The organism is Roseateles aquae (genome assembly GCF_032337115.1).
Lineage (GTDB): Bacteria > Pseudomonadota > Gammaproteobacteria > Burkholderiales > Burkholderiaceae_C > Roseateles_C > Roseateles_C aquae.
On sequence record NZ_JAVXZY010000004.1, the window covers coordinates 1 to 25753 of the forward strand.

Genomic DNA, 25753 nt, shown 5'->3' on the forward strand with positions numbered 1-25753 from the left:
TCGCCACCTGCCTTCGTCTTGCGTCGCTGACCGTTGTCAGCGCAGAAGCGGGATTATGACTTGATTTCTTCAATCTCGTCAAGCGTTTCGAACATTTTTTGTTTTCAACGCCATCCGCTTCATCGCTTCACCACCCTCACCAGATCAACCACATCGACTGTTGTCGGCCGTTGCGCTGTTTGTTTGTGTGAGCAGCGAAGCCCTCGACTATAGCAGGAGAATTTCGAGGCGCGCAAGAGTTCGCATGAAATTCATCAAGATGCCGCACTTCTGATTGGACGATGAGGCGCTTCAAGACGCGCACTGCGCGCCTGCGCCAGAGCGCTCTACGTACTTCTTTGCCCCTCAATGCACTTCCACGCGCAGCGCCTCCCGCCTGGGCAGCCAATCAGCCTCGAGGCCTGATGCGAGCGCAGTGGCTCGGTAGGCTCAGTGATGCGTACGCTGCGCGCTGACCAGCACCAGCTCTGCCGCCTTCTCCGGATCTTCGCTGGCCAGCACCGCCGGCAGCGCCATCGCCAGCCGGCTGCTGTCAGCGCGCAGGATGCGCTGCTTGACCGAAGGAATCTGCGACGGATGCATCGAGAAATTGCGCAGGCCCATGGCCAGGAGCAGATCGGTGAAGGCAGCATCGCCGGCCATCTCACCGCAGACGCTGACCGACTTGCCCGCCGCCCGCGCCTGGGCGATGGAGCTGGCGATCAGCTGCAGCACCGCCGGATGCCAGGGGTCGTAGAGATGCGCCACCGATTCGTCGGCGCGGTCGATCGCCAGCGTGTACTGGATCAGGTCGTTGGTCCCGATGGAGACAAAGTCCACATGCCTCAGCAGCAGCGGCAGCATCACCGCCGCCGCCGGGATTTCGATCATCACCCCCAGCTCGACCGGGGTGTAGGCCTGCCCAGCATCGGTCAGCTGCTGCTGCACCCGCTTGATGGCTTCCTGGATCTGTCGAATCTCGTTGAGGTGCGCGACCATGGGAATCAGCAGCCTCAGCTTGCCGAAGGCACTGGCGCGGTAGATGGCACGCAGTTGCTGGCGGAACATGCTGGGTTCGGCCAGGCTCCAGCGAATCGCTCGCAAGCCCATGGCCGGGTTGAGCACATGCTCATGACGCAACTCGCTGGCGCTGAGCCGGTCCAGGGGCTTGTCAGCGCCAACGTCAACAGTCCGGATGGTGACCGGCATGCCGCGCATCGCCTCCACGGCAGCCTTGTAGGCTTCGAACTGTTCCTCTTCACTGGGCAGCTCGCCGCCCCGGTTCATGAACAGGAATTCGCTGCGGAACAGGCCGACACCTGTGGCGCCCGCCTCGACGGCGGCCAGCGCATCGGCCGGCAGCTCGATATTGGCATGCAGCTCGACGCGCTCGCCATCCAGCGTCACCGCCGGCGTGTGGCGCAACCGTGCCAGCCGCGCCCGCTCCAGCTCGCTCTGACGCTGGCGGAAGCGGTATTCCTCCAGCACGATGGGCGAGGGATTGACGATCACCGCGCCAGCATCGCCATCGATGATGACCCAGTCGTCCTGACGAATCAGCCGCGAGGCCTCGCGGGTACCGACGACCGCGGGGATGTCCATGCTGCGCGCCACGATGGCGGTATGCGAGGTCTTGCCGCCGATATCGGTGATGAAGCCGTGGAACACGCTGCGCTTGAACTGCATCATGTCGGCCGGTGCGATATCGGCCGCCACCAGCAGCAGCGGGTCTTCGCCGGCGAAATCGCGTTGCACCACTGCCGCCGCGCCGCCGCCCTTGCGCCCTTGTTGCGCCGCCAGCGCACTCAGGATGCGCTCAACCACCTGCTCCAGATCGGCCTTGCGCTCGCGCAGATAGTCGTCTTCCATCTCGTCGAACTGGCGTGCCAGCACTTCGAGCTGGGCCGACAGCGCCCACTCGGCGTTGTAATGCCGCTCGACGATCCATTGCCGCGTCGCCCCCAACAGCGCCTCATCGTGCAGCAGCATCAGGTGCACATCCAACAAGGCCGCCAGCTCATGCGGGGCATCGCCGGGCAGATCCTGCTTCAAGGCTTCGAACTCGCGCGCCACCTCGTCACGGGCGCGCAAGGCGCGGCGAATCTCGGCATCAATGCCGGCCGGATCGATGAAGTAATGCTCGACGTCGACGCGACTGGACGCCACAAGCACGGCGCGGCCAATGGCGACGCCGCGTGAAACCGGAATGCCGAAGACCTGAAAGCTCATGGGCTGACTGTAGCAGCGTCACCACGGTGTTGGGCCGGTGCCGGCCAGTGGCGCCAACGCGCCGTCACGGCGGCGTCAAGAAGCTGTCACGCCAGCGTCACCCCGTGGGCCGAGCATCCGACCTGTCCAATCACGACGAGGCCACCGATGAGGGATCTTCCGCTGCCGACACTGCCGTTTTCGGAACTTCGTCCGCCCAAGGCGGAACGGAGGTCACTTCCACCAAGCGGCACCACACTGGACATGGCGGGTGCTGCGCGGGTTCGCCTGGACGTGGCCTGGGCGCGCACGGAAGAGGAAGTCCGCCAGGCTCAACGCCTGAGGTACCAAATCTTCGCCGAGGAGATGGGTGCCCGGCTGAGCGTGCCCGAGGGCGCGCCGGCCGGCCATGACGTCGATGGCTTCGATGCCTTCTGCGAGCATTTGCTGGTGCGCACCGTCGACGTGAACGGCCAGCCCGGTGAAGTTATCGGCACCTACCGCGTGCTGACGCCCACTGCCGCCGAACGTGCCGGCGGCCTCTACAGCGAGACTGAATTCGATCTCAGCGGCCTGAGCAGCCTGCGTTCGCGGATGGTTGAGCTGGGTCGCTCCTGCGTGCACCCCGACCACCGCTCCGGCGGCGCCATCATGGCGCTGTGGGGCGCCCTGGCCGAGTTCATGACGCGCAACCAGCTGGACACGATGATTGGCTGCGCCAGCGTCAGCATGGCCGATGGTGGCCACTATGCAGCCAGCCTGTGGAAGCAACTGGCCGAGACCCATCTGGCCAGCGAGGAATGGCGTGTCGAGCCGCGCCTGGCCCTGCCGGTCGATGAGCTGCGCCAGGATCTAGAGGTTGAGGCTCCGCCACTGATCAAGGGCTATCTGCGCTGCGGCGCCCGCATCCTCGGCCGCCCGGCCTGGGATCCGGACTTCAACACCGCCGATCTGCCGATGATGATGCGCATTGCCGATCTGCCGGCCCGCTATCGCCGCCACTTCCTCGGTGGCGCCGCCGAGTAAGACGCTGGCGCTTACTCGCCCTCGCCGAACTTGTCGTTGACCAGGGCGGTGATGGCGTCCTGAGCGGCCTGCTCGTCTTCGCCATCGGTTTCCAGTTCCACCTGCGAGCCAATGCCGGCCGCCAGCATCATCACGCCCATGATGCTCTTGGCATTGACGCGACGCGTGCCGCGGCTCAGGAACACCTCACATTTGAAAGAACCGGCCAGCTTGGTGAGCTTGGCGGAGGCGCGGGCATGCAAGCCCAGCTTGTTGCTGATGGTAAGGTTGGACTTGATCATGTCTGGGGAAAAGGTCAGAGAGGCGGGGGGATCTGGGAGTCGACCGGGTCGTTCAGCACCATGCCCTGCGAACCGCCCTGGCTGGCGCGCAAGACCAGCGCAGCCAACGGCTCTTGCGCGTAGCACAGCGAACGCCACAGCATCGGCACATTGACGCCGCTGAGCGTGCGCACATGGCCAGCGGCATCAAGCAGGCGCTGAGCGGCGTTGCTGGGCGTGGCGCCAAACACATCGGTAAGCACCAGCCAGTCTTGATGGCCGCCTTGGGCCAGCAACAGCCGCGCCGCCTGCTCGACCGCGTCGGCCGACATCTCCGGCGTCACGTCCAGCACCGACAGCTGCGGCGCGCAATTCGGAAACGTGTGCTCAGCCACCGCCTTGAGGGCAGTGGCCAGCGGCGCATGGGCAATGACGAGCAATCCGGGCATGGATGGATTATCGCGGCGTCGGCTCAGGGCGCCAGCTTGATGGCTGTGACAAAACTGGCCCATTGCGCCTCTTCGACACGCGGCCCCATCACCAGCAGTTGATACACCATGGTGCCGCGGTTGAACAGCGCCAGCTTCGCCGTCGAATTGCGCCCTTGCAAGCGTTGCACCGAGGCCTCGGCATTCGGCGTCATGCCGCTCAGCTGCAAGGGCTGGCGCTCCTTCACCTCGGCCTGCAGCTTGCCCGCCAGGCTGCTGCGCATGGCGGCCAAGGCCGGCGCCAGTTGGGCCGGATCGGCGACCTCCGCCCAGGACAGCGAATAACTCAGCCCCGCCGCCTCGCAGCGCGCCAACCCCATGCGTGGCGCCTGCAGTGCGCCTTGGGCACCGCCGTTGCGTGTTTCGACATCGGGCTTGCAGGGGAACAGCAGCGTCAAACCGGCGCCATCGGGGCTGACCTCACGCCAATCCAGCGCCGGGCTGCAGGCCGAAAGCAGCAGGCCGCCCAAGGCCCAGCCAAGCAGAACGCGAACAGTCTTCATGCCCGCATTATCCCGGGGCCTGAGGCGACACAGGCTGGCCCGACAATGCGGCGATGCAATCCCATCCCAGCTCTTCCGCCGGCGCGCTGCCGGCCCAGGCCCTGGCCGGCGTGCGCGTGCTTGATCTATCGCGCGTGCTGGCCGGACCCTGGTGCACCCAGACCCTGGCCGACCTCGGCGCCGAAGTGATCAAGATCGAGCGCCCCGGCGGCGGCGACGACACCCGCGCCTGGGGCCCGCCCTATCTGAAGACCGACGACGGCCGCGACAGCAGCGAGGCCGCCTACTTCCTCGGCGCCAACCGCAACAAGCGCTCGGTGGCGGTCGACATCGCCTGCGCCGAGGGTCAGGCCTTGATACGCAAGCTGGCCGCGCAGGCCGATGTGCTGGTCGAAAACTTCAAGGTCGGCGATCTGGCCCGCTATGGGCTCGATGCCGCCAGCCTGCAGCGCGAGCATCCGCGATTGGTCGTCTGCTCGATCACCGGGTTCGGCCAGACCGGTCCCTACAAGGACCGCGCCGGCTACGACTACGCGATCCAGGGCCTGGGCGGCCTGATGAGCGTGACCGGCGAACGCGACGATCTGCCCGGCGGTGGGCCGCAGAAAGTCGGCGTGGCGGTGGCCGATCTGTTCACCGGCCTCTACGCCACCATCGCCATCCTGGCCGCGCTGCGCCATGCCGAGGCCACCGGCCAGGGTCAGACCATAGACATGGCGCTGCTGGACACCCAGGTCGCCATGCTGGCCAATCTGGGCGCCAACTATCTGTGCACTGGCAAGGCACCGGGCCGCATGGGCAATGCCCACGCCAATATCGTGCCCTATCAGGTCTTCGAAGCTAGCGACGGGCACCTGATCCTGGCCGTCGGCAACGACAAGCAGTTCGCCAAGTTCTGTGAGATTGCCGGCCATCCGGAGTGGGCCAGCGACCCGCGCTTTGCCAACAACGCCAGCCGGGTTCGCCACCGCGAGGCGCTGGTGCCGATGCTGGCCGCCGTGGTGGCCACGCGCCCGCGCCAGACCTGGCTGGATGCACTGGAGGCCGTCAAGGTGCCCTGCGGCGCCATCAACAACCTGGCCGAGGTTTTTGCCGATCCGCAGGTCCAGGCCCGCGAGATGACGGTGGCGATGGACCATCCGCTGAGCGAGCAACTGCGTCTGGTGGCCAGCCCGATGAAGCTCTCGGCCACGCCGGTGCAGTACCGCCGCCCGCCACCGCTGCTGGGCGAGCACACCGCCCAGGTGCTGGCCGAGGCCGGACTCAGCGAGACCGAGATCGCGCGGCTGCGCAGCGTGGGGGTGATCGAATGAGCGACTTCGTTCTTGTTCATGGTGCCTGGCATGGCGCCTGGTGCTGGCGCCGCGTGTTGCCCACCTTGTGGGGCGCCGGCCACCGCGTGTTCACCATCAGCCTGAGCGGCGTGGGCGAACGGGCCCATCTGCTCTCGCCAGACATCCGGCTGCAAACGCATATCGACGATGTCGCCAGTGTCATCGAGGCGGAGGAGCTCGAACAGGCGGTGCTGGTGGGCCACAGCTATGCCGGCATGGTGATCACCGGGGTCGCCGACCGCATGCCGGCGCGCATTGGCCAGCTGGTCTATCTCGATGCGGTGGTGCCCGAGCCGGGTGAATCCTGGTCCAGCCGCCACAGTGCTGCCACCCAGGCCGAGCGCCGCGCGCTGATCGAACGCCATGGCTGCCTGCCGGCGCTGCCGCCCACCGCCTTCGGCTTGCAAGCTGAGGACGCCCGCTGGGTGGAGCGGCGCCAGACCGCTCACCCCGGCGGCGTCTACGACGATCCCTTGCATTTCGACCCGGCGCGCCTCGCCGCGCTGCCACGCAGCTTCATCGATTGCACCGATCCCGCCCTGCCGACCATCGCGGTGGCGCGCCAGCGGGTGCGCGAGCAGCCGGGATGGCAGGTGATGGAGATCGCCACCGGCCACGACGCGATGATCAGCGCGCCGGAGGCACTTTGTGACGCCCTGCTGAGCCTGGCGAAGCAATGATGATCGTCGGCCCGGCCCGTGCGGCAGTTCACGCTGCCGGCGCCGCCATCGGCCGGCCTGGCGTTTTCCCCCGAGGTGAGGGATGGACGCTGGGCGGGGCGGCGCTGACCATGGCAGCCGCCGTGGGCCAGACGCCGCGCCAAACAAAAACATGCCGCCCCCGTTGAGCGGCCGCCCCAGAATCTTTCGCCCACCCGATGTCCAAGCCTGCCGCACCAGAAGCCAAGAATGCCGCCACGGCCCATGCCGCTGCAGCGGTCTCGGGCCGTTTGCCCGGCCAGGAACCGGGCCAGGCGCAGTGGGCTGAGATCGTGCAGCAACTCGGCGCCGAAATCGCCGGCCCGCTGAGCACGGCGATGGAGCGAATTCACAACCTCGTCGTCACCGGCCAGATCGACCGCCAGAGCCTGCGCTCGTTGCGCGAAAGCGTGGCCCAGGCCCGCGAGGCCGGCATGCTTGGGCAGCAGCTGGCCCGGCTGGCCTCGGGGCGCTTGCGCCTGAGCAACGAACGCCTGCACCTGACCCAGATGCTGCGCGGCGTGCTCGCCCACCGCAGCCGCGAGACCCAGGCCCGCGGCATCCAGGTGCGCCAGGTGCTGCAGGCCGTCGAGGTGATGGGCGATGGTTCGCTGCTGTTCGCTCTGCTCAATGCCCTGATGGACTGGGCGCTGGCCAGCACCCATTCCTCGATCGATCTGCGCATCGACCTCAGCCCCTGGCCAACCAAGGCGCGACTGGTCTGCCGCTTTGCCCATCGCTCGCTGGACCTGATGGAAGACCCGCGCGAGATGGAGCCGCCGCCGGCGCTGAACTCGCTGGCCTGGCGCCTGGTCGAGCAGACGGCCTTGACCATGGGCGTGCTGCCGCTGCGCGAGGATGACAGCGGCATCACCGTGCTGACGCTGGAATTCCCCCACACCGTGGGCGACGAACCCGGTCAGGCCAGCGCGCCGAATGCGCCGCTGCCACCGGCACCGTCTGACCCTGAAGACGATGACGATGGCGAACACCTGCCCTCGCAGAACTCCAAGCCGCTGGCCGGCAGCCATGTGCTGATCGTGTCGCCGCGACGCGAGCTGCGCAGCCAGCTGCAGGATGCGGTGCGCCATATGGGCTTGATGATCGACGTCGTCAACACCATGGACGAAGCGGCGCAGTTCTGCCTGGAAGGCCTACCGCACGCCATCATCTTCGAGGCCGCCCAGCGCAACGAAGGCTTCGAGCATCTGCGCGCCGATCTGCTGCGCGAGGTGCCGGAATTCTGCTTCGTTGAGGTGCGCGACGACGAACACCTGACCCAGCTCTCAACCGCCACCGCCGATTCGATGGCCCGCATCTCGAGGCAGCATCTGCACGACGCCCTGCCCTCGGTGCTGCTGTTCGAGCTGTCACGCTCGCTCTGAGGCAGCGCCGGCAGCAGCGGCCGCGCAGCTTTGGCGCCGCTTTGCCATAATCGGCCCGCTGTCCTGAAAGCCCGATGATGAAACTCACCCGACTGCTTGCCCCTGTTGCGATCGCTGCCGTGCTGGCGGGCGGCGCCTGGCTGGCCTATGGCAGCCTCGCGCATCAGGAAAAAGCACCGGCGGTCAGCTATGTGCTGCTGGACGGCGTGAAGCACGACTCCAGCCAGTGGGCAGGCAAGGTGATGCTGGTGAACTTCTGGGCGACCAGCTGCACCACCTGCGTGGCCGAGATGCCGCAGATCATCGCGACGCACCAGAAGTTCAAGGGCCGCGGCTTTGACACCGTGGCCGTGGCCATGAGCTACGACCCTCCGGCCTATGTGGCCAATTTCGCCGAAAGCCGCAAGCTGCCCTTTGGCGTGGCCATCGACAACACCGGCGAGATTGCCAAGCAGTTTGGCCGTGTGCAGCTGACGCCGACGACCGTGGTGATCAACAAACGCGGCGAGATCGTCAAGCGCTATGTCGGCGCACCGGATTTCGCCGCCCTGCATCAGCTGCTCGATCAATTGCTGCAGGAAAGCGCCTGAGCGCAGCGCTGTGATGGTGCAGGCATCCTGCTGCCGCCACCGGCCCGCGCCTCGGCCGCACGGGGCCCTCGCAGGTCTGCTTGCCGTGCTGTCCTTGATGCTGCCCGGCACACTCGCCCTGGCTGCCGAGCCGGGCGCTGACAAGCATTCGCTGGTGCTGGCCGGCGAGGACGATTGGGCCCCGTACAGCGCGGCCGAAAAGCCCGGCGCCGACAGCCAGTCCAGGCCCACCGGTTTCAGCCCCGATCTGGTCCAGGCCGTGCTCGCGAGCCAGGGCATTGCGGTGCAGATCATCACCGTGCCCTTTTCTCGCTGCATGCTCTATGCAAAGACCGGGCAGGTGGTCGGCTGCTTCAACGCCACCATCACCGATGACAACCGCGCTGACTACCTCTGGCACCAACCGGCCATGTTCGAGGAAGAGTTGTCGATCTTCGCGCGCGCCGATGAAGCCGTGCCGCCACGCGAGCTGCGCCTGGCCGATCTGCGCGGCAAGCGGGTGGCCTACACCAATGGCTACACCTATCCCAGCGAGTTCATGCACGACGCCCGCATCCAGAAATTCAGCGCGCTGTCCGACGCCGCGCTGATCCGGATGCTGATCGGCAAGCGGGTCGACTACATCCTGCTCAACCGCACCCCGGGCTGGCTGCGCATTGATGGCACGCCGGAGTTCCAAGGCCGGCTCAAGCGGGTCGGCCTGATTTCGATGGACGGCTTCTGGGTGGCGTTCTCAAAGGAACACCCCGAGGGCGCCCGCCTCGCCCAGGCCTTCAGCCAGGGCCTGGCCCAGATGCGCCGCGACGGTAGCTACCAGCGCCTGCTGGACGATTTCCGCAAGCGGGTGCATTACCGCTGAGCGCCGTCGCTCACAAGCGCGGCAGATATGTCCCTAACAAGGCAACACCGCGCGTGGGTGGTTGCTGCGCAACAGCGCCAGCCATTCGGCTGATTCAAGAGAATCGCTCGGCTTACAGACCGTGCGCCCTTTTGGCGCGTGGTGCAGCCCTTGCAAGGATGAATGCCATGAACAGCACGCTGGTGACCCTATTCGAATACAAGGCCTGGGCGGACGCCGAGCTCCTTGCCGCACTCGCCAGCTTCGACGCAGCGAAGCAACCGGCGCAGTTTGCAGCGATGCTGCAGACGCTGGACCACGCCCATATCGTCGATCGGATCTTTCAGGGCCATCTGAGCGGGAACACGGCAACACCGTTTACCGCCCCCCAGTCGGCCCAGCAACCCGGCCTGGCGCCGCTGCGTGAGGACATTAACGCCTGCGACCACTGGTATCTGCAGTTCGTCCATGCACTGCCGGCCGACGAGCTTGCCCAGCCGCTGCAATTCAGCTTCACCGATGGCCAGCACGGCACGATGACGCGGGAGGAAATGCTGCTGCACGTCATCACCCACAGCGGCTATCACCGTGGCAGCATCGGCCAGATGCTGGAAGACTGCGGGAGTGAATCGCCGCCCGATTCGCTGACAAAGTTCCTGCACCAGCATCAACCCGAACGCCGGCTGCACCGGCCGCGCTGAGGCACGCTCAGCCCACGGCACAGGCCGCTCGCCCTTGAGCAGGGGCGCGACGCAGGTATCTATTCGCCGACTTCGCGCCTACTTCGCCGCGCTGGATGCTGCGAGCACCTCGTGAGCCTGCTGGTCGGCGTGGTAGCTGGAGCGCACCATGGCGCCGACGGCGGCATGGGTGAAGCCCATCTTGTAGGCCTCGGCTTCGAACATCTTGAAGGTGTCCGGGTGCACATAGCGGCGCACCGGCAGGTGGTGACCGGACGGGGCCAGGTATTGCCCGATGGTCAGCATGTCAATGTCGTGGGCACGCATATCGCGCATCACCTGCAGCACTTCTTCGTCGGTCTCGCCCAGGCCGACCATGATGCCGCTCTTGGTCGGCACGCCGGGCACCTCGGCCTTGAAGCGCTTCAGCAGGTTCAGGCTGAATTCGTAGTCGGAACCGGGGCGGGCTTCCTTGTACAGGCGCGGCGCGGTTTCCAGGTTGTGGTTCATCACATCGGGCGGCGCGGCCTTGAGGATGTCCAGCGCGCGGTCCATGCGGCCGCGGAAGTCAGGCACCAGCACCTCGATCTGGGTGCCCGGGCTCAGCTCGCGGACCTTGGTGATGCACTCGGCAAAGTGGCCGGCGCCGCCGTCGCGCAGGTCGTCGCGGTCAACGCTGGTGATGACCACGTACTTCAGCTTCAACGCGGCGATGGTCTGGGCCAGCTTGAGCGGCTCCTCGGTGTCCAGCGGGTCCGGACGGCCATGGCCGACGTCGCAGAAGGGGCAGCGGCGGGTGCACTTGTCGCCCATGATCATGAAGGTCGCCGTGCCCTTGCCGAAGCATTCACCGATATTCGGGCAGGAGGCCTCTTCACAGACGGTGTGCAGCTTCTGCTCGCGCAGGATCTGCTTGATCTCGTAGAAACGGGTGCTGGGCGAACCGGCCTTGACGCGGATCCAGTCCGGCTTCTTCAGCGTTTCTGCCGGCACGATCTTGATCGGGATACGGGCGGTCTTGGCCTGCGATTTCTGCTTGGCGGTGGCGTCATAGGCCTCGCCGGTCTTTGCTTCGTGCGTGATGTTCTCGGTTGCCATGACAGCCCCGTTATCAGCGCGTCAGCTGGGCGGCAAGCCGCTCGGCGAAGCGCTGGGCCACCGTGGGCCAGTCCGTGAAAACACCAAGTGTAGCGAGGTCGACCGTGGCCAGCCCTGCATAGCCGCAAGGGTTGATGCCGTAAAAGGGTTGCAAATCCATCGCCACGTTCAGCGCCACGCCGTGGTAGGTGCAGTGGCGGCTGACCTTGATGCCCAGTGCGGCGATCTTGCCCAGGCCGCGAAACGGATCACCGGGATCGGCCGGCCCTGTCAGCGCGGCATGGGCGCCGGAATCGTTCAGCCGCACATAGATGCCGGGCGCGCCGCTGACCCGATGGCCGGTCACGCCAAACTGCTCCAGCGTCTGAATCACTGCCGCTTCGAGCCGGAACACGTACTCGCGCACATAAATGCCCAGGCGCTGCAGATCGACCAGCGGATAGGCGACCACCTGGCCCGGCCCGTGGTAAGTGACCTGGCCGCCGCGGTTGGTCTGCACGATGGGAATGCCGGCCGGGTTCAGCACATGGTCGGCCTTGCCGGCCAGGCCCTGGGTGTAAACCGGTGCGAATTCGCACAGCCAGAGTTCGTCCGGCGTGTCCGGCCCACGGGCCTCGGTGAAGGCGCGCATGGCCTCCAGGGTGGCCGCATAGTCGACGCGGCCGAGCTGCTTCACAATCATCCGGCAATGGTAGCGCCCACGCCAAGCGCCCCGCCGAGCCAGGGTCATGCGCATGAGGCCAGCGCCGCGCTGTAAGGCCCGGGGGCGGCACGGCGACTCAAGATCCGCTACCCTTTACCACCCCGCCCCGGCACCCGACCAGAAAGCCAAACCCCATGCGCCAGACGACTGCCCTACGCCCTGCCGCCCTTGCCGTGCATGCGGCGCTGGCCGCCCTGCTTTGCAGCGCCCTGGCGCAGGCTGCCCCCGCATCCACAGCCAAGCCATTGGATATCGATGCCGCCATCACTGCCTATGCCGAAGGCCAGCCCGCACTGGCCGCGCAGGCCTTCGCCCGCCTGGCCCGCCAAGGCGATGCGCTGGCCCAGTACAACCTGGCGATGATGCATCTGCGCGGCGAGCTGCCACGCGCCAGTGTGCGCGAGGCCAAGCGGCTGCTGGAACGCGCCGCCGCCGGCAAGCTGATTCGCGCCGAACTGGCGCTGGCGCAGTTCCATGAACAGGGGCTGAGTGGGCGGGTGGACAGCGCCGCCGCCATGCGCTGGTACCGGTTGGCTGCCGAACATGGCAGCGCGGATGCGCAGCTGGCCTTGGGCACCGCCCACTATCTGGGCCGCGGTGCAGCGCTGGACATGAGCGAGGCAGCGCACTGGTACCGCGAGGCGGCCAAGGCCGGCGATGTCGGCGCGCAGTACCTGATTGCCTCGATGTACGAGAGCGGCCTGGGCGTCAGCCAGGACCTGCGCCTGGCGCGCTACTGGTACGACATTGCCGCCCGCAACGGCGACGAGGCCGCGCCGTTCAAGCGCCAGGAGCTGGATGCCAAGCTGACGCCGGCTGACACCTGAACGCTGCTCAGCAATTCAGAGCACGACCTTGACCATCGGGTGCGTGGTCAGCGTGCGATAAAGCTCGTCCAGCTGTTCGCGGCTGGTGGCCGTGACGGTGATGGTCAGGCCCAGGTATTTGCCGCCGCTGCTGGGCCGCTGTTCGACGCTGCTGGCGTCAAAGCCCGGGTCGAACTGCTGCGCCACCATCACAATGGCCTCGACAAAGCCCTCGACCTGCGCCCCCATCACCTTGATGGGAAAGCGCGAGGGGTATTCGATCAGCGATTCTTCGGGCGAAATCGGGCGGTTGATATTCATGGTCTTGGCAGGCTCGCGGCAAGGCGGCCGTTTTCAAATGGATTGCATCAGCTTGGCGCGCTGGTAAGCCTCGTACAGCCGGCCATAGACCGGGCCGGGCTTGCCATGCAGGGCACCGTGGCCGACCGGTTCGTGGTCCAGCGTCGTCACCGCCAGCACCTCCTTGAGCGCCGAGCTGAGGATGATTTCATCAGCGGCGAAGACTTCGGTCTCAGAGATCGGGCGCAGATTGTGCGCGATGCCGACCTCCTCGCAGAGTTCGGCCAGCAGGCTGACGCGCACGCCCTCCAGCACATGCTCGCTCATCGGCGGGCCCAGCAGCGCACCTTCCTTGACGATCCAGACGTTTGACGCCGAGGCCTCGGTCAGCCAGCCGTCGCGAAACAGAATCGTCTCGGCCGCGCCCTGGTCGGCCGAAACCTGGCGCGCCAGCACATTGCCCAACAGCGAGGTGCATTTGATATCGCCGCGTTGCCAGCGGAAATCGCGGGCGCTGATGCAGGCCACGCCGTGGTGGCGCTGCTCGGCGCTGAGCGGCTGCTGCGGCGAGCAGTAGCTGAACACCGTGGGCGCAATATCGGTGGGCATCACATGGTTGCGAGGCGCCACGCCGCGGGTGATCTGCAAATACCAGCCCTGGTCATCGGCACTGCCGCTGGCCACCAGCCGGCGCCCCAGCGCCAGCCACTGCTCACGCGTCAGCGGATTGGCGATGCGCAGCTTGGCCAGATTACGCTCCAGCCGCGCCATGTGTTCGTCAAAGCGGAACAGGCGCCGGCCATAGACGGGGATCAGTTCATAGACCCCGTCACCAAAGATGAAGCCGCGGTCCATTGGCGACACACGCGCTTCGGACAAAGGGCCGAACTCGCCGTTCAGGTAGCAGGTGACATCAGGCAATGCTGTCATGGCCGACTCCTCGGATGAGTTGCCAAGCTTACGCCTGACGAGGACGGAATTACTTGATCCAAAGCCGGATCGCGTCCCAGGCACGACCGAAAATGCCGGCCAGCGGCACCGCTTCCTGCACCACCAGCGGCACCTCGGCCACCGGCACACCGGCGGTCGTCGACACTTTCAGCGTGCCCACGCGCTGACCCTTGCCGAGCGGCGCCACCAGCGGATCGGTGCGCTCGACCTGGGTCTGCAGCTTCGCGCCTTCGCCGCGCGGCACGGCCACGTAGACCGGCCCCTCGGCACCCAGCTTGGCCTCGGGCACGGCGCCCTTCCACACCTTGACCGTCGAGACTGCCTGCCCGCCTTCGAACAGGCGCACGGCGTCAAACGTGCTGTAGCCCCAGTTCAGCAGCTTCTGGCTCTCGTTGGCACGGGCTTCCTTCGAGGCCGTGCCCATCACCACACTGAGCAGCCGGCGCTTGCCGTTGGGGAAGTCGCGCTGGGCGCTCGCAATCAGGCTATAGCCGGCGCCATCGGTGTAGCCGGCCGTCATGCCATCGACGCTGGGATCGCGCGCCAGCAGCAGATTGCGGCTCTGCTGGCGGATCTTGTTGTAGGTGTACTCGCGCTGGGCGTAGTAGGGATAGAACTCGGGGAAGTCCTTGATGATGCGCGTGGCGATCACCGAGAGATCACGCGCACTGCTCTTGTGGCCCGGCTCGGTCTGGCCGGTGACATTGCTGAACTGGGTATTCTTCAGACCCCAGGCCTGGGCCTGGCGGTTCATCATCGCGACGAACTGCTCGACCGTGCCCCCCACGCCCTCGGCCAGCGCCACCGCGGCGTCGTTGCCGGACTGAATGATCATGCCGCGCAGCAACTCATCGACCTTGGGGCGCATGGTCGTGTCGATGAACATCAGCGAGGGCTCGCCCTTGCGCTCGTCCCAAGCGCGCACCGAGATAGTCAACGGCTGATCGAGGCTCAGCCGCTTCTGCTTCAGCGCATCGAAGACGATATAGGCCGTCATCAGCTTGGTCAGCGAGGCCGGATCGCTGGGCGTATCGGCATCGCGCTCGGCCAGCACCTGGTTGGCGCTCAGGTCGACCAAAAGATAGCTGCGCGCCGCGATCTCGGGCGGCTGCGGTGCCTGGGCCAGGGCGGAGACGGTGCTGGCGGCGGCCAGCACAAAAGCGAACAAACGTTGCATGCGCAAATGGGATCTCGGAAGCTCGCAGGAAAAGACCTGTGCCGCGCTCAGGCCGGATGCCAGTGGCGCAGCACGATGTTCTTCAGCAGCGGCAGCTGCCCATGGAAGAAATGGCCGACGCCTGGGACGACGACCACCGGCAGCGCCTGCGGCCGCGCCCAGTCCAGTACCGAGGCCAGCGGCACGACATCATCGACCTCGCCGTGCACCACCAGCGTATCGGCCGGCACCGGCGCGGTATCAAAACGCGAGGTGGCCGGGCCGATCAGGGCCAGGCGCTCGGCACCCTCGCCCTCGGGCAGGCGGCGCGCTGCCTGCGAGGCCACATAGCCACCGAAGGAGAAACCGGCCAGCGTCAGCGGCAGGCCCGGCTCGCGCAGCGCGGCGGCCACGGCCAGCGCGTCGTCGATCTCGCCGCGGCCCTCGTCCCAGCCCCCTTCGGAGCGGCCGATGCCGCGGAAGTTGAAGCGCAGCGCCTTGTAGCCCAGCTGCACAAAGGCACGGGCCAGCGTCTGCACCACCTTGTTGTCCAAGGTGCCGCCCTGGGTCGGGTTGGGATGGCAGATCAGCGCGGTGCCGCGCAAGACCTGACCCTCGGCCAGCGTTGGCCTGTCGATGGCGCATTCCAGCGCGCCGGCAGGGCCAGCGATCAGCAGACGTTCGGTCTGTGCATTCACGATGTTCAGCGCCCCACCGAATCCGGCAGGACCAGTCGCTCGACGACCTGGCCGTTCTTCAGATGGCTGTCGACGATCTCGTCGATATCGCTGTTGTCGACAAAGCTGTACCAGACGGCGTCCGGATAGACCACGGCCACCGGGCCGCCGGCGCAGCGATCCAGGCAGCCCGCCTTGTTGACGCGCACGCCGCCAACGCCAGCCAGCCCGGCCGCCTTGACGCTGGCCTTGCAGTGATCGAACGCGGCCTGCGCACCGTGCTGGGCGCAGCAGTTCTCACCGTTGTCGCGCTGGTTGAGGCAGAAGAAGATGTGACGCTGGAAATAGCTCATGGCGGCGATTGTAGGCAAGGGCTGGGGATTTCCCCGATGGGGGCGGGCTCAATCCTTTTGTGCCACGCCCCAGAACAGCCAGGCCAGTGCCGCAAACGGCCACAGCCAGCCCAGCCACTGCGCCAGGCCGTAGAGATTGATGAAGCGGCCCTGCTCCCAGGCCTGCAGGCTTTGCGCCAGATAGGGGTCGCTGGGCGCCTGGCTGACCACGGCAATCAGCGCCGTCATCGCCACCAGGCCGAAGGCCGCATTGGCCCGCCGCGGCAACAGGCAGGCCAGCAAGGCAAGACCTGACCCCAGCCCCAAGCCGGGCAGCGTGGCCTCGGTGACCCAGGCCCAGGCATGCTGAGGGCCAAAGTTCAGCGCCGTCGACCAGGCCGTGCCGATCACGCCCAGCAGCAGCGCACCGAACACCAGCAGCACACGCCGCTTGCCCGGCCGCGCCACCGACAGGGCCAGCAGGCAGGGTGCCAGCAGGCCGAGCGCAATCGTCGTCGCCTCCAGGCCCAGGCTCAAGGGCAAGTCCTGGATCTCGGCGGCCTCGGGCAGCGCCCAGGGCGTGCCGTCCAGAACCGCGGCGCTGAGTTCGCGCAGTCTTGGCAGCAACTGCCCGAGCCCGAGCGGCACCGGCGCCGGAAACAGCAGACCCACCGGCCACAGCGCCAGCAGCGCGAGCGCCCCGGCCGATTGCGGCGCGAACCAGCGCTCACGCCAGCCATGCCAGCGCTGCAAACCGCCGATCTGATGCAGCAGCAGGCCAAGCAGGCAGCCCGCCCACGCCCCGGCACAATTGAGCAGCCAATCGGCCAGCGAAGGCACCCGCCCGGGCAGCATGTACTGCAGGCATTCCAACGCATAAGACAGCAGGGGCAGCCCGCCCAGGCCGAGCAGCAGTCCCCAGCGGCGCGGATGACCGCTGCGCACCACGGCCGCAAAACACAAGAGCCCGAGCGGCGCATAGCCCAGCGCATTGGCCCAGATGTCAAACGACAGCCAGTAGCGCGGCCAGGGCAGGCTGAACACGGCCTGCCAAGGCAGACTGGGCGGTAGCCGCCAGGGCCAGAAGGGATACAGGCTGGCGTAGACGACCAGCAGCGCATAGACCAGCGCCAGCCAGGTCGCCGAGCTGCGGCGCGACAACTCAGCGCTCCCGCTGGGCGAGACGCTGAATGATGAGGTCAGCAGCCGGCATGAGCTTCAAAACGGCTTGACGACCACCAGCACGACGATGGTCGCGAACAGCAGCACCGAGACCTCGTTGAAGATGCGGAACCAGCGATGGCTGCGCCGATTGGTCAGCAGTTCGAACTTGCGCAGCATAGCGCGGCACATATGGTGATAGCCGATCGCCGCGACCACCATGGCCAGCTTGGCGTGCAGCCAGCCATTGCCCGGCCCGCGGCCAACGCCGTAGTACAGCCACAGCACCAGACCCAGGGCGAGCGCCGGCAGCATCAAAAGGCTCATGAACTTGTAGAGCTTGTGCCCCATCAGCAGCAGACGCTCCCGCTCGGCATGGCTTTCCGCCGGCACCATGGCCAGATTGACGAAGATCCGCGGCATGTAGAACAGGCCGGCAAACCAGGCGGCGACGAAGACGATGTGAAAGGCTTTGATCCAGAGCATGGCGGCATTATGGAGGGCAGATGGGACGCGGCCTTGCGCTCGCGCAGACGAAAAAAAACCCACGGGCCTGGCGACCCGTGGGTTGGAACGCAGTCAATGCGCTTTCTCGTGGAGTAAACCTCTTCAAAAATCCTGTCGGCCGCCTATTGCACGACCTGATTCAGCTCGCCGCGGGCATAGGCGGCGGCGACATCAACCAGGCTGCGCGCCTTGATCTTGCCGGCCTGGCCTTCGCAGCCGAATTCCATATAGCGCTGCTTGCAGATCAGCTTGGCGGCTTCGCGGGCCGGCTTCAGCCATTCGCGGGCATCGAACTTGTCCGGGTTCTCGTGCAGGAACTTGCGCACGGCGCCAGTCATCGCCAGGCGGATATCGGTGTCGATATTGATCTTGCGCACGCCATGCTTGATGGCTTCTTGGATCTCCTCGACCGGCACGCCGAAGGTCTCCTTCATCTTGCCGCCGTACTGGTTGATGATGGCCAGCAGCTCTTGGGGCACGCTGGACGAGCCGTGCATGACCAGATGGGTGTTGGGGATGCGGGCGTGGATTTCCTTGACACGGCTGATCGCCAGGATGTCGCCGGTGGGCTTGCGCGAGAACTTGTAGGCGCCGTGGCTGGTGCCGATGGCAATGGCCAACGCGTCCAGCTGCGTGGCCTTGACAAAGGTGGCAGCCTCTTCCGGGTCGGTCAGCATCTGGCTGTGGTCCAGCTTGCCGACGGCGCCGATGCCGTCTTCTTCACCGGCGTCGCCGGTTTCCAGATTGCCCAGACAGCCCAGCTCACCTTCAACGGTGACGCCCACCTTGTGCGCCATCTCGACGACGCGACGGGTCACATCGACGTTGTAGTCGAACGAGGACGGCGTCTTGCCGTCATCCATCAGCGAACCGTCCATCATCACCGAGCCAAAGCCCAGGTCGATCGCGCCCTGGCAGACCTTGGGGCTGGTGCCATGATCCTGGTGCATGACCAGCGGGATGTGCGGATACATCTCGGCAGCAGCCTGGATCAGGTGCTTGATGAAGGGCTCACCGGCGTACTTGCGGGCACCAGCGCTGGCCTGCAGGATCACCGGAGCGCCGACCTCATCGGCCGCGGCCATGACGGCCTGCACCTGTTCCAGGTTGTTGACGTTGAAAGCCGGGATGCCGTAGCCGTGTTCGGCGGCATGGTCCAGCAACTGGCGCATCGAGACGAGAGCCATGAGAGTGATCTCCGAGGAAGTGAAAAATCCTGCTGACGCACACCGGCTGCGAGCCCTCGTCGGGACAAGCCGCCCCCAGCCCATGCTAGCGATGTAACCGCGCCGTAACTCAACAGATTCTAGCGGCGTGACGCGTCGCCGCGATGTCGTCCACACTTGCCGAATCGGCATAACCCCACGAACGAGGGCAGGCACGGCGTGGTCGGCACCGACCATTCGCCCCATGGGCAAGCTCGCTTGCACCCCTCGCGCGGCCCAATTAGGCTGTGGTTTATCCTGCAGCTGTGCGTTTTTGCCGTTTTTGGCGCGGGCCATACTGACGGTCCACCCGGGAGAACCCATGACCCGTCTTGCCATCGATCACCTGACGCTGTGGATCTCTGCCGCTGCTCGTGAACATTCCCTGGACCTGCCCGCCCATGTCGAGGAACGCACCGGCGCCAGCCACCGCTCGGTGCTGGCCGCCCTGCGCCGCCTGGTCGACGCGCAATGGCTGACGCGCAGCGGCAGCAGCCGCCGGCCCGTCTACGGCCCCGGGCTGCTGCGCCAGGTGGTGCGCTCCTACACGCTTTATGGGCTGCAGGAAGACCTGCCCTGGCAGCGAGACTTCGCGCCCAACTTCGAGCTGCCCAAGCATGTGGCCCGCATGGTCCAGCATGGCTTTACCGAGCTGGTCAACAACGCCGCCGATCACAGCGGCGGCAGCAGCGTCACCGTCTCGCTGCGCCAGACGCCCAGCCATGTGCAATTGCTGGTGTCTGACGATGGCTGCGGCGTCTTCAACAAGATCTGCGAGGCCTTCGACATTGCCGACGCCCAGCACGCCATGCTGGAACTCTCCAAGGGACGGCTGACCAGCCAGCCCGAGATGCACACCGGCCGCGGTCTGTTCTTCAGCTCGCAACTGGCCGACGTGTTCGACATCCATGCCAATGGCACGGCCTTCCAGCGCCGCGCCTGGGAGTCGACCGGCTGGCAGCGCGGCCGGCCGATGCCACGCCAGGGCAGCTCGATCTATATGTCGATCGCGTTGGACACCACGCGCACGCTGGATCAGGTGATGGAAGCCTGGAGCATTGACGGCAGCGGCATCGAATTCGACCAGACCACCATCAATCTGCGCCTGTTGGCCGGCCCCGGCCAGCCGCTGGATTCACGCGCCCAGGCACGCCGGGTCGCCGCCCGCCTGCCCACCTTCAAGCGCGCCGAGGTGAGCTTTGCCGGCGTCGAAGATGTCGGCCACGGCTTTGCCGACGAGCTGTTTCGCGTCTTTGCCCGCGCCCATCCCGAGGTCGAGCTGGTGCCCACGCACACCACACCGCGGATCGCCGCGCTGATCAAGAGCGCGCAGAACGGCTGAGCCCACCGGGCGCCGCGGTGAGCGCCCCTGGCTTCAGTCGACGCGGCAGACCTTCAGCATATTGGTGCCACCAGGGTAGCCCATCGGCTCGCCGCAGGTGATGGCATAGGTGTCGCCGGGCATCAGCACGCCCTTCTCGACCAGAATCTTCTCAGCCGCCTTCAGCGCCGTGTCACGATCGTCGAGCTTGGGCATCAAGAGCGGCGTGACGTTGCGATACAGCGCCATCTTGCGCTGCGACTGCGGCGTCGTGGTCAGCGCAAAGATCGGCACCTGGATGCGGTGGCGACTCATCCACAGAGCGGTCGAGCCCGATTCGGTCAGCGCCAGAATGGCCTTGCAACCCAGGTGGTAGGCGGTGAACAGCGCGCCCATGGCAATCGACTGGTCGATCCGCGCGAACTGGCGGCCGGCGAAATCGGTGTCGAGCGTGACGAACTCGGCGCGCTCGGCTTCCAGCGCGATGGCGGCCATCTGTTCGATGGTCTCGACCGGGTATTTGCCGGCGGCAGTTTCGGCGCTGAGCATCACGGCGTCGGTGCCGTCGAGCACGGCATTGGCCACGTCGGACACCTCGGCACGCGTCGGCACCGGGTTGACGATCATCGACTCCATCATCTGGGTCGCGGTGATCGCCACCTTGTCCAGCTCGCGGGCCAGCTTGATCATGCGTTTCTGCAGCGCCGGCACCGCCGCATTGCCGACTTCCACGGCCAGATCGCCGCGGGCGACCATGATGCCGTCGCTGGCCTTCAGGATCGCTTCCAGGTGCGGGATCGCCTCATAGCGCTCGATCTTGGCGATCATGCCGGGCTTGTGCCGCCACGGTTCGCCGGCCACATTGGCCAGCTGGCGGGCCATTTCCATGTCGGTGGCGTTCTTGGGGAAGCTCACCGCCAGGTATTCGCACTGGAAGGACATCGCCGTCTTGATGTCTTCCATGTCCTTGGCGGTCAACGCCGGCGCGGTCAGCCCGCCGCCCTGCTTGTTGATGCCCTTGTTATTGGACAGCTCGCCGCCCACCTTGACGATGGTGTGAACCTGCGAGCCGCGCACCGCCTCGACGGTCAGCACCAAGAGGCCGTCATTGAGCAGCAGCGTGTCGCCCGGTTTCACATCGCGCGGCAGCTCCTTGTAATCGAGGCTCGCGACTTCCTCGTTGCCGAGCTCGGTGCGGTCGGCATCAAGAATGAACTTGTTGCCATTGATCAGCTCGATCTTGCCGTTCTCGAACTTGCCGACGCGGATCTTCGGGCCTTGCAGGTCGGCCATGATGGCAACCTGCTTGCCGGCCGCGCTGGCCACCTCACGCACCAGGCGTGCCCGGTCGATATGGTCCTGCGCCTTGCCGTGGGAGAAGTTGAGCCGCACGACATCGACGCCGGCGCGAATCATGCGCTCAAGCACCTCCGGCGAGGACGATGCGGGACCCAGGGTGGCGACGATCTTGGTGGCTCGGGACATAGGCAGCTCGCTGAAATCCAGTTACAGGCAGACGATTATGAGCCTCATTTAGAGGCGCGCACCGGTTTCAGCGAGTTACCAAACTGCGCTGCGCGCTGTCGGGCTGCCACGCAGCCCAACAAGCATCGCTCAGCCCTTGGCCGCCAGCACATCGGCCACCGCCAGCGCGGTCATGTTGACGATGCGGCGCACCGTCGCCGACGGAGTCAGGATGTGCACCGGCGCCGCCGCGCCGAGCAGGATGGGGCCGACGGTGACACCCTGGCCGGCGGTGATCTTCAGCACATTGAAGAGGATGTTGGCGGCGTCCAGCGTCGGCAGCACCAGCAGATTGGCCGCGCCCTTCAGCGTGCTGCCGGGCAGGAAGCTCTCGCGCACCGATTCGCTCAGCGCCGCGTCGCCGTGCATCTCGCCATCGCATTCCACATCCGGCGCATGCTGGGTGAACAGCTCGCGGGCGCGGCGCATCTTGACGGCCGACGGCCGCTTGCTGGAGCCGAACATCGAGTGCGACAAGAAGGCCACCTTGGGCGGCAGGCCGAAGCGGCGCACCTCGTCCGCCGCCATCGCGGCAATCTCGGCCAGCTGCTCGGCATCGGGTGCGTCGTTGACGAAGGTGTCGGTGATGAACAGCGTGTGCTGCTCCAGCATCAGCGCGTTCATCGTCGCGAACTCGCGCGCGCCGGGCTTCAGGCCGATCAGGTCGGACACATGCTCCAGATGCGAATCGAAGCGGCCGACCATGCCGCAGATCATCGCGTCGGCATCGCCGAGCTTGATGGCCAGCGCGCCGATGGTGGTGGCCGAGCGGCGCACCGCCGCCTTGGCCATTTCCGGCGTCACGCCGCGGCGGCCCATCACCTGGTGGTAGGCCTCCCAGTACTGGCGGAAGCGGCTGTCGTTATCCGGGTCGATGATCTGCACATCCTCGCCGATGCGCAGGCGCAGGCCGGCACGCTTGATGCGCATCTCGATCACCTCGGGGCGGCCGATCAGCGTCGGGTGGCAGATGCCTTCATCAAGCGCGACCTGCACCGCACGCAGCACGCGCTCGTCCTCACCCTCGGCGTAGATCACGCGCGCCGGGTTGGCCTTGGCGGCCGAGAACACCGGGCGCATAAACATGCCGGTCTGGTAGACGAAGCGCTCCAGCGACTGCCGGTAGGCGGCCAGATCCTTGATCGGCCGCTCGGCCACGCCGGACTCCTCGGCCGCACGCGCCACCGCTGGCGCGATGCGCAGGATCAGCCGCGCGTCAAAGGGCTTAGGGATCAGGTAGTCCGGGCCGAAGGCCAACTCCTGGCCGGCGTAGGCGGCGGCCACCTCGTCGCTGGTCTCTGCCTTGGCCAGCGCGGCGATCTCGCGCACACAGGCCAGCTTCATCGCCTCGGTGATCTTGGTCGCGCCGCAATCGAGCGCGCCGCGGAAGATGTAGGGGAAACAGAGGACGTTGTTGACCTGGTTCGGGTAGTCCGAACGGCCGGTGGCGATGATGCAGTCCGGCCGCACTTCCTTGGCCAGCTCCGGGCGGATCTCGGGCTCGGGATTGGCCAGCGCCAGGATGATGGGGCTGGCCGCCATGGTCTTGACCATCTCAGCGCTGAGCACGCCGGCGGCCGAGCAGCCGAGGAAGACATCGGCGCCATCGACCACATCGGCCAGCGTGCGCGCGGCCGTCACCTGGCAGTAGCGCTGCTTGCTCTCGTCGAGCTTGCCCGCCTGCGCATCGGCGCGCTCGCTCTGGATCACGCCCTTGGAGTCGCAGACGAACACGTTCTCGCGCTTGACGCCCAGGCCCACCATCACGTCCAGGCAGGCAATCGCGGCGGCGCCGGCGCCGGAGACGGCCACCTTGACGCTGGCAATGTCCTTGCCGACCAGTTCCAAACCGTTCAAGAGCGCGGCACTGGAGATGATGGCCGTGCCATGCTGGTCGTCGTGGAAGACGGGGATGTTCATCCGCTCGCGCAGCTTCTTCTCGATGTAGAAGCACTCGGGCGCCTTGATGTCTTCCAGATTGACGCCGCCCAGCGTCGGCTCCATCGCCGCGATGATGTCGACCAGCTTGTCCGGGTCGCGCTCGGCCAGCTCGATGTCGAACACATCAATGCCGGCGAACTTCTTGAACAGGCAGCCCTTGCCCTCCATCACCGGCTTGCCGGCCAGCGGGCCGATGTCGCCCAGGCCCAGCACCGCCGTGCCGTTGGTGATCACGCCGACCAGATTGGCACGCGAGGTGTAGTCGGCCGCCAGCGCCGGGTCTTCCTCGATCGCCAGGCAGGCATAGGCGACGCCGGGCGAATAGGCCAGCGACAGATCGCGTTGATTGGACAGCGCCTTGGTCGGCGTGACGGCGATCTTGCCGCGTGTCGGGCTGCGGTGGTATTCCAGCGCCGCATCACGCAAGGCGGCTTCCGCCGGCGACAAAGGCTTGTTGGCCATCCAGGTCTCCTGAGTATTCGTTGGGTCGGCCAGCTTAAACCCGGGAACATGACGGTTTCATCACCGCCCGATGCCGACTGCTTTGCCCCTCATGCACAAATCGCAAATCGGTAGCCTGCGGCTTTCGCGCTCGGGCAAGCGTGCCTACGTCAAGGCACTCGGAACCGACCACAGAGACACAGAGACACAGAGACACGGAGAAATGCAAGCTGCAGCCAGCCTGACTCGACTTCCTCCGTGTCTCCGTGTCTTCGTGTCTCTGTTGTCTGTTCTCGGGCCAACAGCCCCCGCTACCCCCAAAACCACACACTTCCCCCCCGACCACCGGATCATGAAAAAGGCCCGGCAGTGCCGGGCCTTGCTGCGTGAGCGGGGAAGCGGATCAGCCGGCCGCGCGCTTGGCCAGGATCTCAAAGGCCGGCAGGGTCTTGCCTTCCAGGATTTCCAAGAAGGCACCGCCGCCGGTGGAGATGTAGCCCACATCCTTCTCGATGCCGTACTTGGCAATCGCCGCCAGGGTGTCGCCACCACCGGCAATGCTGAAGGCGCTGGAGGCGGCAATCGCGCGGGCGATGGTCTCGGTGCCATGGGCAAAGGCGTCGAACTCGAACACGCCGACCGGGCCGTTCCAGACGATGGTGCCGGCGGCCTTGAGCTGCTCGGCCAGCTGAGCGGCGGTCTGCGGGCCAATGTCCAGGATCAGGTCGTCGTCAGCCACCTCGCTGGCCGGCTTGACGGTGGCTTCGGCGTCAGCGGCAAAGCGCTTGGCCACCACCACATCGACCGGAATCGGCACGGCGGCGCCGCGCGCCTTCATCGCGTCGATCACGGCCTGAGCCTCGGCCACCAGATCCGGCTCGGCCAGCGACTTGCCGATCTTCAGGCCAGCCGCCAGCATGAAGGTGTTGGCAATGCCGCCGCCAACGATCAGGCCATCCACCTTTTCCGACAACGCCTTCAGGATGGTCAGCTTGGTCGACACCTTGGAACCGGCCACGATGGCAAACAAGGGGCGCTTGGGCGCACTCAGTGCCTTGCTGATCGCATCGATCTCCGCGGCCAGCAACGGGCCGGCGCAGGCGATCTTGGCGAATTGCGCGATGCCATAGGTCGTGCCCTCGGCGCGGTGCGCGGTGCCAAAAGCGTCGTTGACGTAGATGTCGCAGAGCGCGGCCATTTTCCTGGCCAGTTCTTCGTTGTTCTTCTTCTCGCCCTTGTTGACGCGGCAGTTTTCGAGCAGCACCAGCTGGCCCGGTGCGACGTCAACGCCGTCCACCCAGTTGGCCAGCAGCGGCACATCGCGGCCCATCAGTTCGCCCAGGCGCTTGGCGATCGGCGCCAGCGAGTCCTCGGGCTTGAACTCACCCTCGGTCGGGCGACCCAGGTGCGAGGTGACCATCACCGCCGCGCCAGCCTTCAGGGCCAGCTCGATCGCGGGAATGGACGCGCGGATGCGGGTGTCTTCGGTGATATTGCCGGCATCGTCCTGAGGGACGTTCAGATCGGCGCGAATGAAAACTCGTTGGCCGGCGACCTTGCCGGCGGCCACGAGGTCAGAAAAACGCAGGACGTTCATGGAGGCTCACAGTTTGGATTGGAATTCGGGGGCTGCCGCGGCAG

26 protein-coding genes are annotated in these 25753 nt (G+C 66.3%); 9 read left to right on the top strand and 17 right to left on the bottom strand.

The features are described 5' to 3' along the window. Positions 1–429: 429 nt before the first annotated feature. Positions 430–2208, bottom strand: coding sequence for a phosphoenolpyruvate--protein phosphotransferase (gene ptsP / locus RQP53_RS10960; RefSeq protein ID WP_315650357.1), 1779 nt, complete (start codon positions 2206–2208; stop codon positions 430–432). Positions 2209–2355: 147 nt separating this feature from the next. Between ptsP and RQP53_RS10965 the strand changes: the two genes are divergently transcribed. Next, positions 2356–3213: a GNAT family N-acetyltransferase gene (locus tag RQP53_RS10965; protein ID WP_315650358.1), complete on the top strand. Its 858-nt coding sequence runs from the start codon at positions 2356–2358 to the stop codon at positions 3211–3213. An 11-nt stretch (positions 3214–3224) separates the two neighbouring features. On the opposite strand, the gene RQP53_RS10970 is transcribed toward RQP53_RS10965, so the two are convergent. The 3 genes from RQP53_RS10970 to RQP53_RS10980 are packed head-to-tail and all read right to left on the bottom strand — an operon-like array spanning position 3225 to position 4464. Continuing rightward, entirely contained in the window at positions 3225–3494 is a 270-nt protein-coding gene (locus RQP53_RS10970; protein WP_315650359.1) for an HPr family phosphocarrier protein, read from the bottom strand. A gap of 14 nt (positions 3495–3508) precedes the next feature. Beyond that, positions 3509–3922, bottom strand: coding sequence for a PTS sugar transporter subunit IIA (locus RQP53_RS10975; RefSeq protein ID WP_315650360.1), 414 nt, complete (start codon positions 3920–3922; stop codon positions 3509–3511). Positions 3923–3945: 23 nt separating this feature from the next. Next, a complete protein-coding gene (locus RQP53_RS10980) occupies positions 3946–4464 on the bottom strand; it encodes a hypothetical protein (protein WP_315650361.1) in 519 nt (172 codons plus the stop codon). 53 nt (positions 4465–4517) lie between these two features. On the opposite strand from RQP53_RS10980, the gene RQP53_RS10985 reads away from it, so the two are divergent. The 6 genes from RQP53_RS10985 to RQP53_RS11010 all read left to right on the top strand — a co-directional run bounded on the left by RQP53_RS10985 (position 4518) and on the right by RQP53_RS11010 (position 10010). Beyond that, positions 4518–5777: a CaiB/BaiF CoA transferase family protein gene (locus RQP53_RS10985; RefSeq protein ID WP_315650362.1), complete on the top strand. Its 1260-nt coding sequence runs from the start codon at positions 4518–4520 to the stop codon at positions 5775–5777. Beyond that, on the top strand, positions 5774–6478 hold the full coding sequence (locus tag RQP53_RS10990) for an alpha/beta fold hydrolase (protein ID WP_315650363.1): 705 nt from the start codon (positions 5774–5776) through the stop codon (positions 6476–6478). Before RQP53_RS10985 ends, RQP53_RS10990 begins: the two co-directional genes overlap by 4 nt. 197 nt (positions 6479–6675) lie before the next feature. Continuing rightward, a complete protein-coding gene (locus RQP53_RS10995; RefSeq protein WP_315650364.1) occupies positions 6676–7881 on the top strand; it encodes a sensor histidine kinase family protein in 1206 nt (401 codons plus the stop codon). Between the two features lie 77 nt (positions 7882–7958). Continuing rightward, on the top strand, positions 7959–8471 hold the full coding sequence (locus RQP53_RS11000; RefSeq protein WP_315650365.1) for a TlpA disulfide reductase family protein: 513 nt from the start codon (positions 7959–7961) through the stop codon (positions 8469–8471). Positions 8472–8556: 85 nt separating this feature from the next. Further along, complete coding sequence (locus tag RQP53_RS11005) at positions 8557–9330, top strand: substrate-binding periplasmic protein (protein ID WP_315650366.1); 774 nt, start codon at positions 8557–8559, stop codon at positions 9328–9330. A gap of 167 nt (positions 9331–9497) precedes the next feature. Next, positions 9498–10010 (top strand): DinB family protein, encoded by a 513-nt coding sequence (locus tag RQP53_RS11010; protein ID WP_315650367.1) that lies wholly within the window; start codon positions 9498–9500, stop codon positions 10008–10010. A 78-nt stretch (positions 10011–10088) separates the two neighbouring features. Here the strand turns inward: RQP53_RS11010 and lipA are convergent, their stop codons facing one another. After that, entirely contained in the window at positions 10089–11087 is a 999-nt protein-coding gene (lipA, locus tag RQP53_RS11015; protein ID WP_315650368.1) for a lipoyl synthase, read from the bottom strand. A 13-nt stretch (positions 11088–11100) separates the two neighbouring features. Further along, complete coding sequence (lipB, locus tag RQP53_RS11020) at positions 11101–11769, bottom strand: lipoyl(octanoyl) transferase LipB (protein ID WP_315650369.1); 669 nt, start codon at positions 11767–11769, stop codon at positions 11101–11103. Positions 11770–11924: 155 nt separating this feature from the next. Between lipB and RQP53_RS11025 the strand changes: the two genes are divergently transcribed. Continuing rightward, the gene (locus RQP53_RS11025; RefSeq protein WP_315650370.1) at positions 11925–12617 is read left to right on the top strand and encodes a tetratricopeptide repeat protein; all 693 of its coding nucleotides are present in this window, start codon (positions 11925–11927) and stop codon (positions 12615–12617) included. Between the two features lie 15 nt (positions 12618–12632). Here RQP53_RS11025 and RQP53_RS11030 read toward each other — a convergent pair whose 3' ends face one another. The 8 genes from RQP53_RS11030 to fba all read right to left on the bottom strand — a co-directional run bounded on the left by RQP53_RS11030 (position 12633) and on the right by fba (position 18867). Next, complete coding sequence (locus RQP53_RS11030) at positions 12633–12917, bottom strand: DUF493 family protein (protein WP_315650371.1); 285 nt, start codon at positions 12915–12917, stop codon at positions 12633–12635. A gap of 33 nt (positions 12918–12950) precedes the next feature. After that, positions 12951–13826 carry a D-amino acid aminotransferase gene (locus RQP53_RS11035; protein WP_315650372.1) on the bottom strand — a complete coding sequence of 292 codons (876 nt, stop codon included), beginning with the start codon at positions 13824–13826 and terminating at the stop codon, positions 12951–12953. 49 nt (positions 13827–13875) lie between these two features. After that, entirely contained in the window at positions 13876–15024 is a 1149-nt protein-coding gene (locus tag RQP53_RS11040) for a D-alanyl-D-alanine carboxypeptidase family protein (RefSeq protein WP_315650373.1), read from the bottom strand. Between the two features lie 47 nt (positions 15025–15071). Then, positions 15072–15701: an alpha/beta hydrolase gene (locus RQP53_RS11045; protein ID WP_315650374.1), complete on the bottom strand. Its 630-nt coding sequence runs from the start codon at positions 15699–15701 to the stop codon at positions 15072–15074. 5 nt (positions 15702–15706) lie between these two features. Then, positions 15707–16033 (bottom strand): (2Fe-2S) ferredoxin domain-containing protein, encoded by a 327-nt coding sequence (locus tag RQP53_RS11050; protein ID WP_315650375.1) that lies wholly within the window; start codon positions 16031–16033, stop codon positions 15707–15709. 48 nt (positions 16034–16081) lie between these two features. Further along, complete coding sequence (locus tag RQP53_RS11055) at positions 16082–17173, bottom strand: VanZ family protein (protein ID WP_315650376.1); 1092 nt, start codon at positions 17171–17173, stop codon at positions 16082–16084. 57 nt (positions 17174–17230) lie between these two features. Beyond that, positions 17231–17659 carry a CopD family protein gene (locus tag RQP53_RS11060; protein ID WP_315650377.1) on the bottom strand — a complete coding sequence of 143 codons (429 nt, stop codon included), beginning with the start codon at positions 17657–17659 and terminating at the stop codon, positions 17231–17233. A gap of 143 nt (positions 17660–17802) precedes the next feature. Beyond that, positions 17803–18867 (bottom strand): class II fructose-bisphosphate aldolase, encoded by a 1065-nt coding sequence (gene fba / locus RQP53_RS11065; protein WP_315650378.1) that lies wholly within the window; start codon positions 18865–18867, stop codon positions 17803–17805. Between the two features lie 340 nt (positions 18868–19207). Between fba and RQP53_RS11070 the strand changes: the two genes are divergently transcribed. After that, positions 19208–20227 (top strand): STAS-like domain-containing protein, encoded by a 1020-nt coding sequence (locus RQP53_RS11070; protein WP_315650379.1) that lies wholly within the window; start codon positions 19208–19210, stop codon positions 20225–20227. A gap of 33 nt (positions 20228–20260) precedes the next feature. Here the strand turns inward: RQP53_RS11070 and pyk are convergent, their stop codons facing one another. The 3 genes from pyk to RQP53_RS11085 form a co-directional block, all read right to left on the bottom strand. After that, a complete protein-coding gene (gene pyk / locus RQP53_RS11075; RefSeq protein WP_315650380.1) occupies positions 20261–21691 on the bottom strand; it encodes a pyruvate kinase in 1431 nt (476 codons plus the stop codon). Between the two features lie 129 nt (positions 21692–21820). Beyond that, positions 21821–24133 (bottom strand): NADP-dependent malic enzyme, encoded by a 2313-nt coding sequence (locus RQP53_RS11080; RefSeq protein WP_315650381.1) that lies wholly within the window; start codon positions 24131–24133, stop codon positions 21821–21823. Positions 24134–24515: 382 nt separating this feature from the next. After that, positions 24516–25709, bottom strand: a complete 1194-nt coding sequence (locus tag RQP53_RS11085) for a phosphoglycerate kinase (RefSeq protein ID WP_315650382.1) — start codon at positions 25707–25709, stop codon at positions 24516–24518. Between the last annotated feature and the right edge of the window lie 44 nt (positions 25710–25753).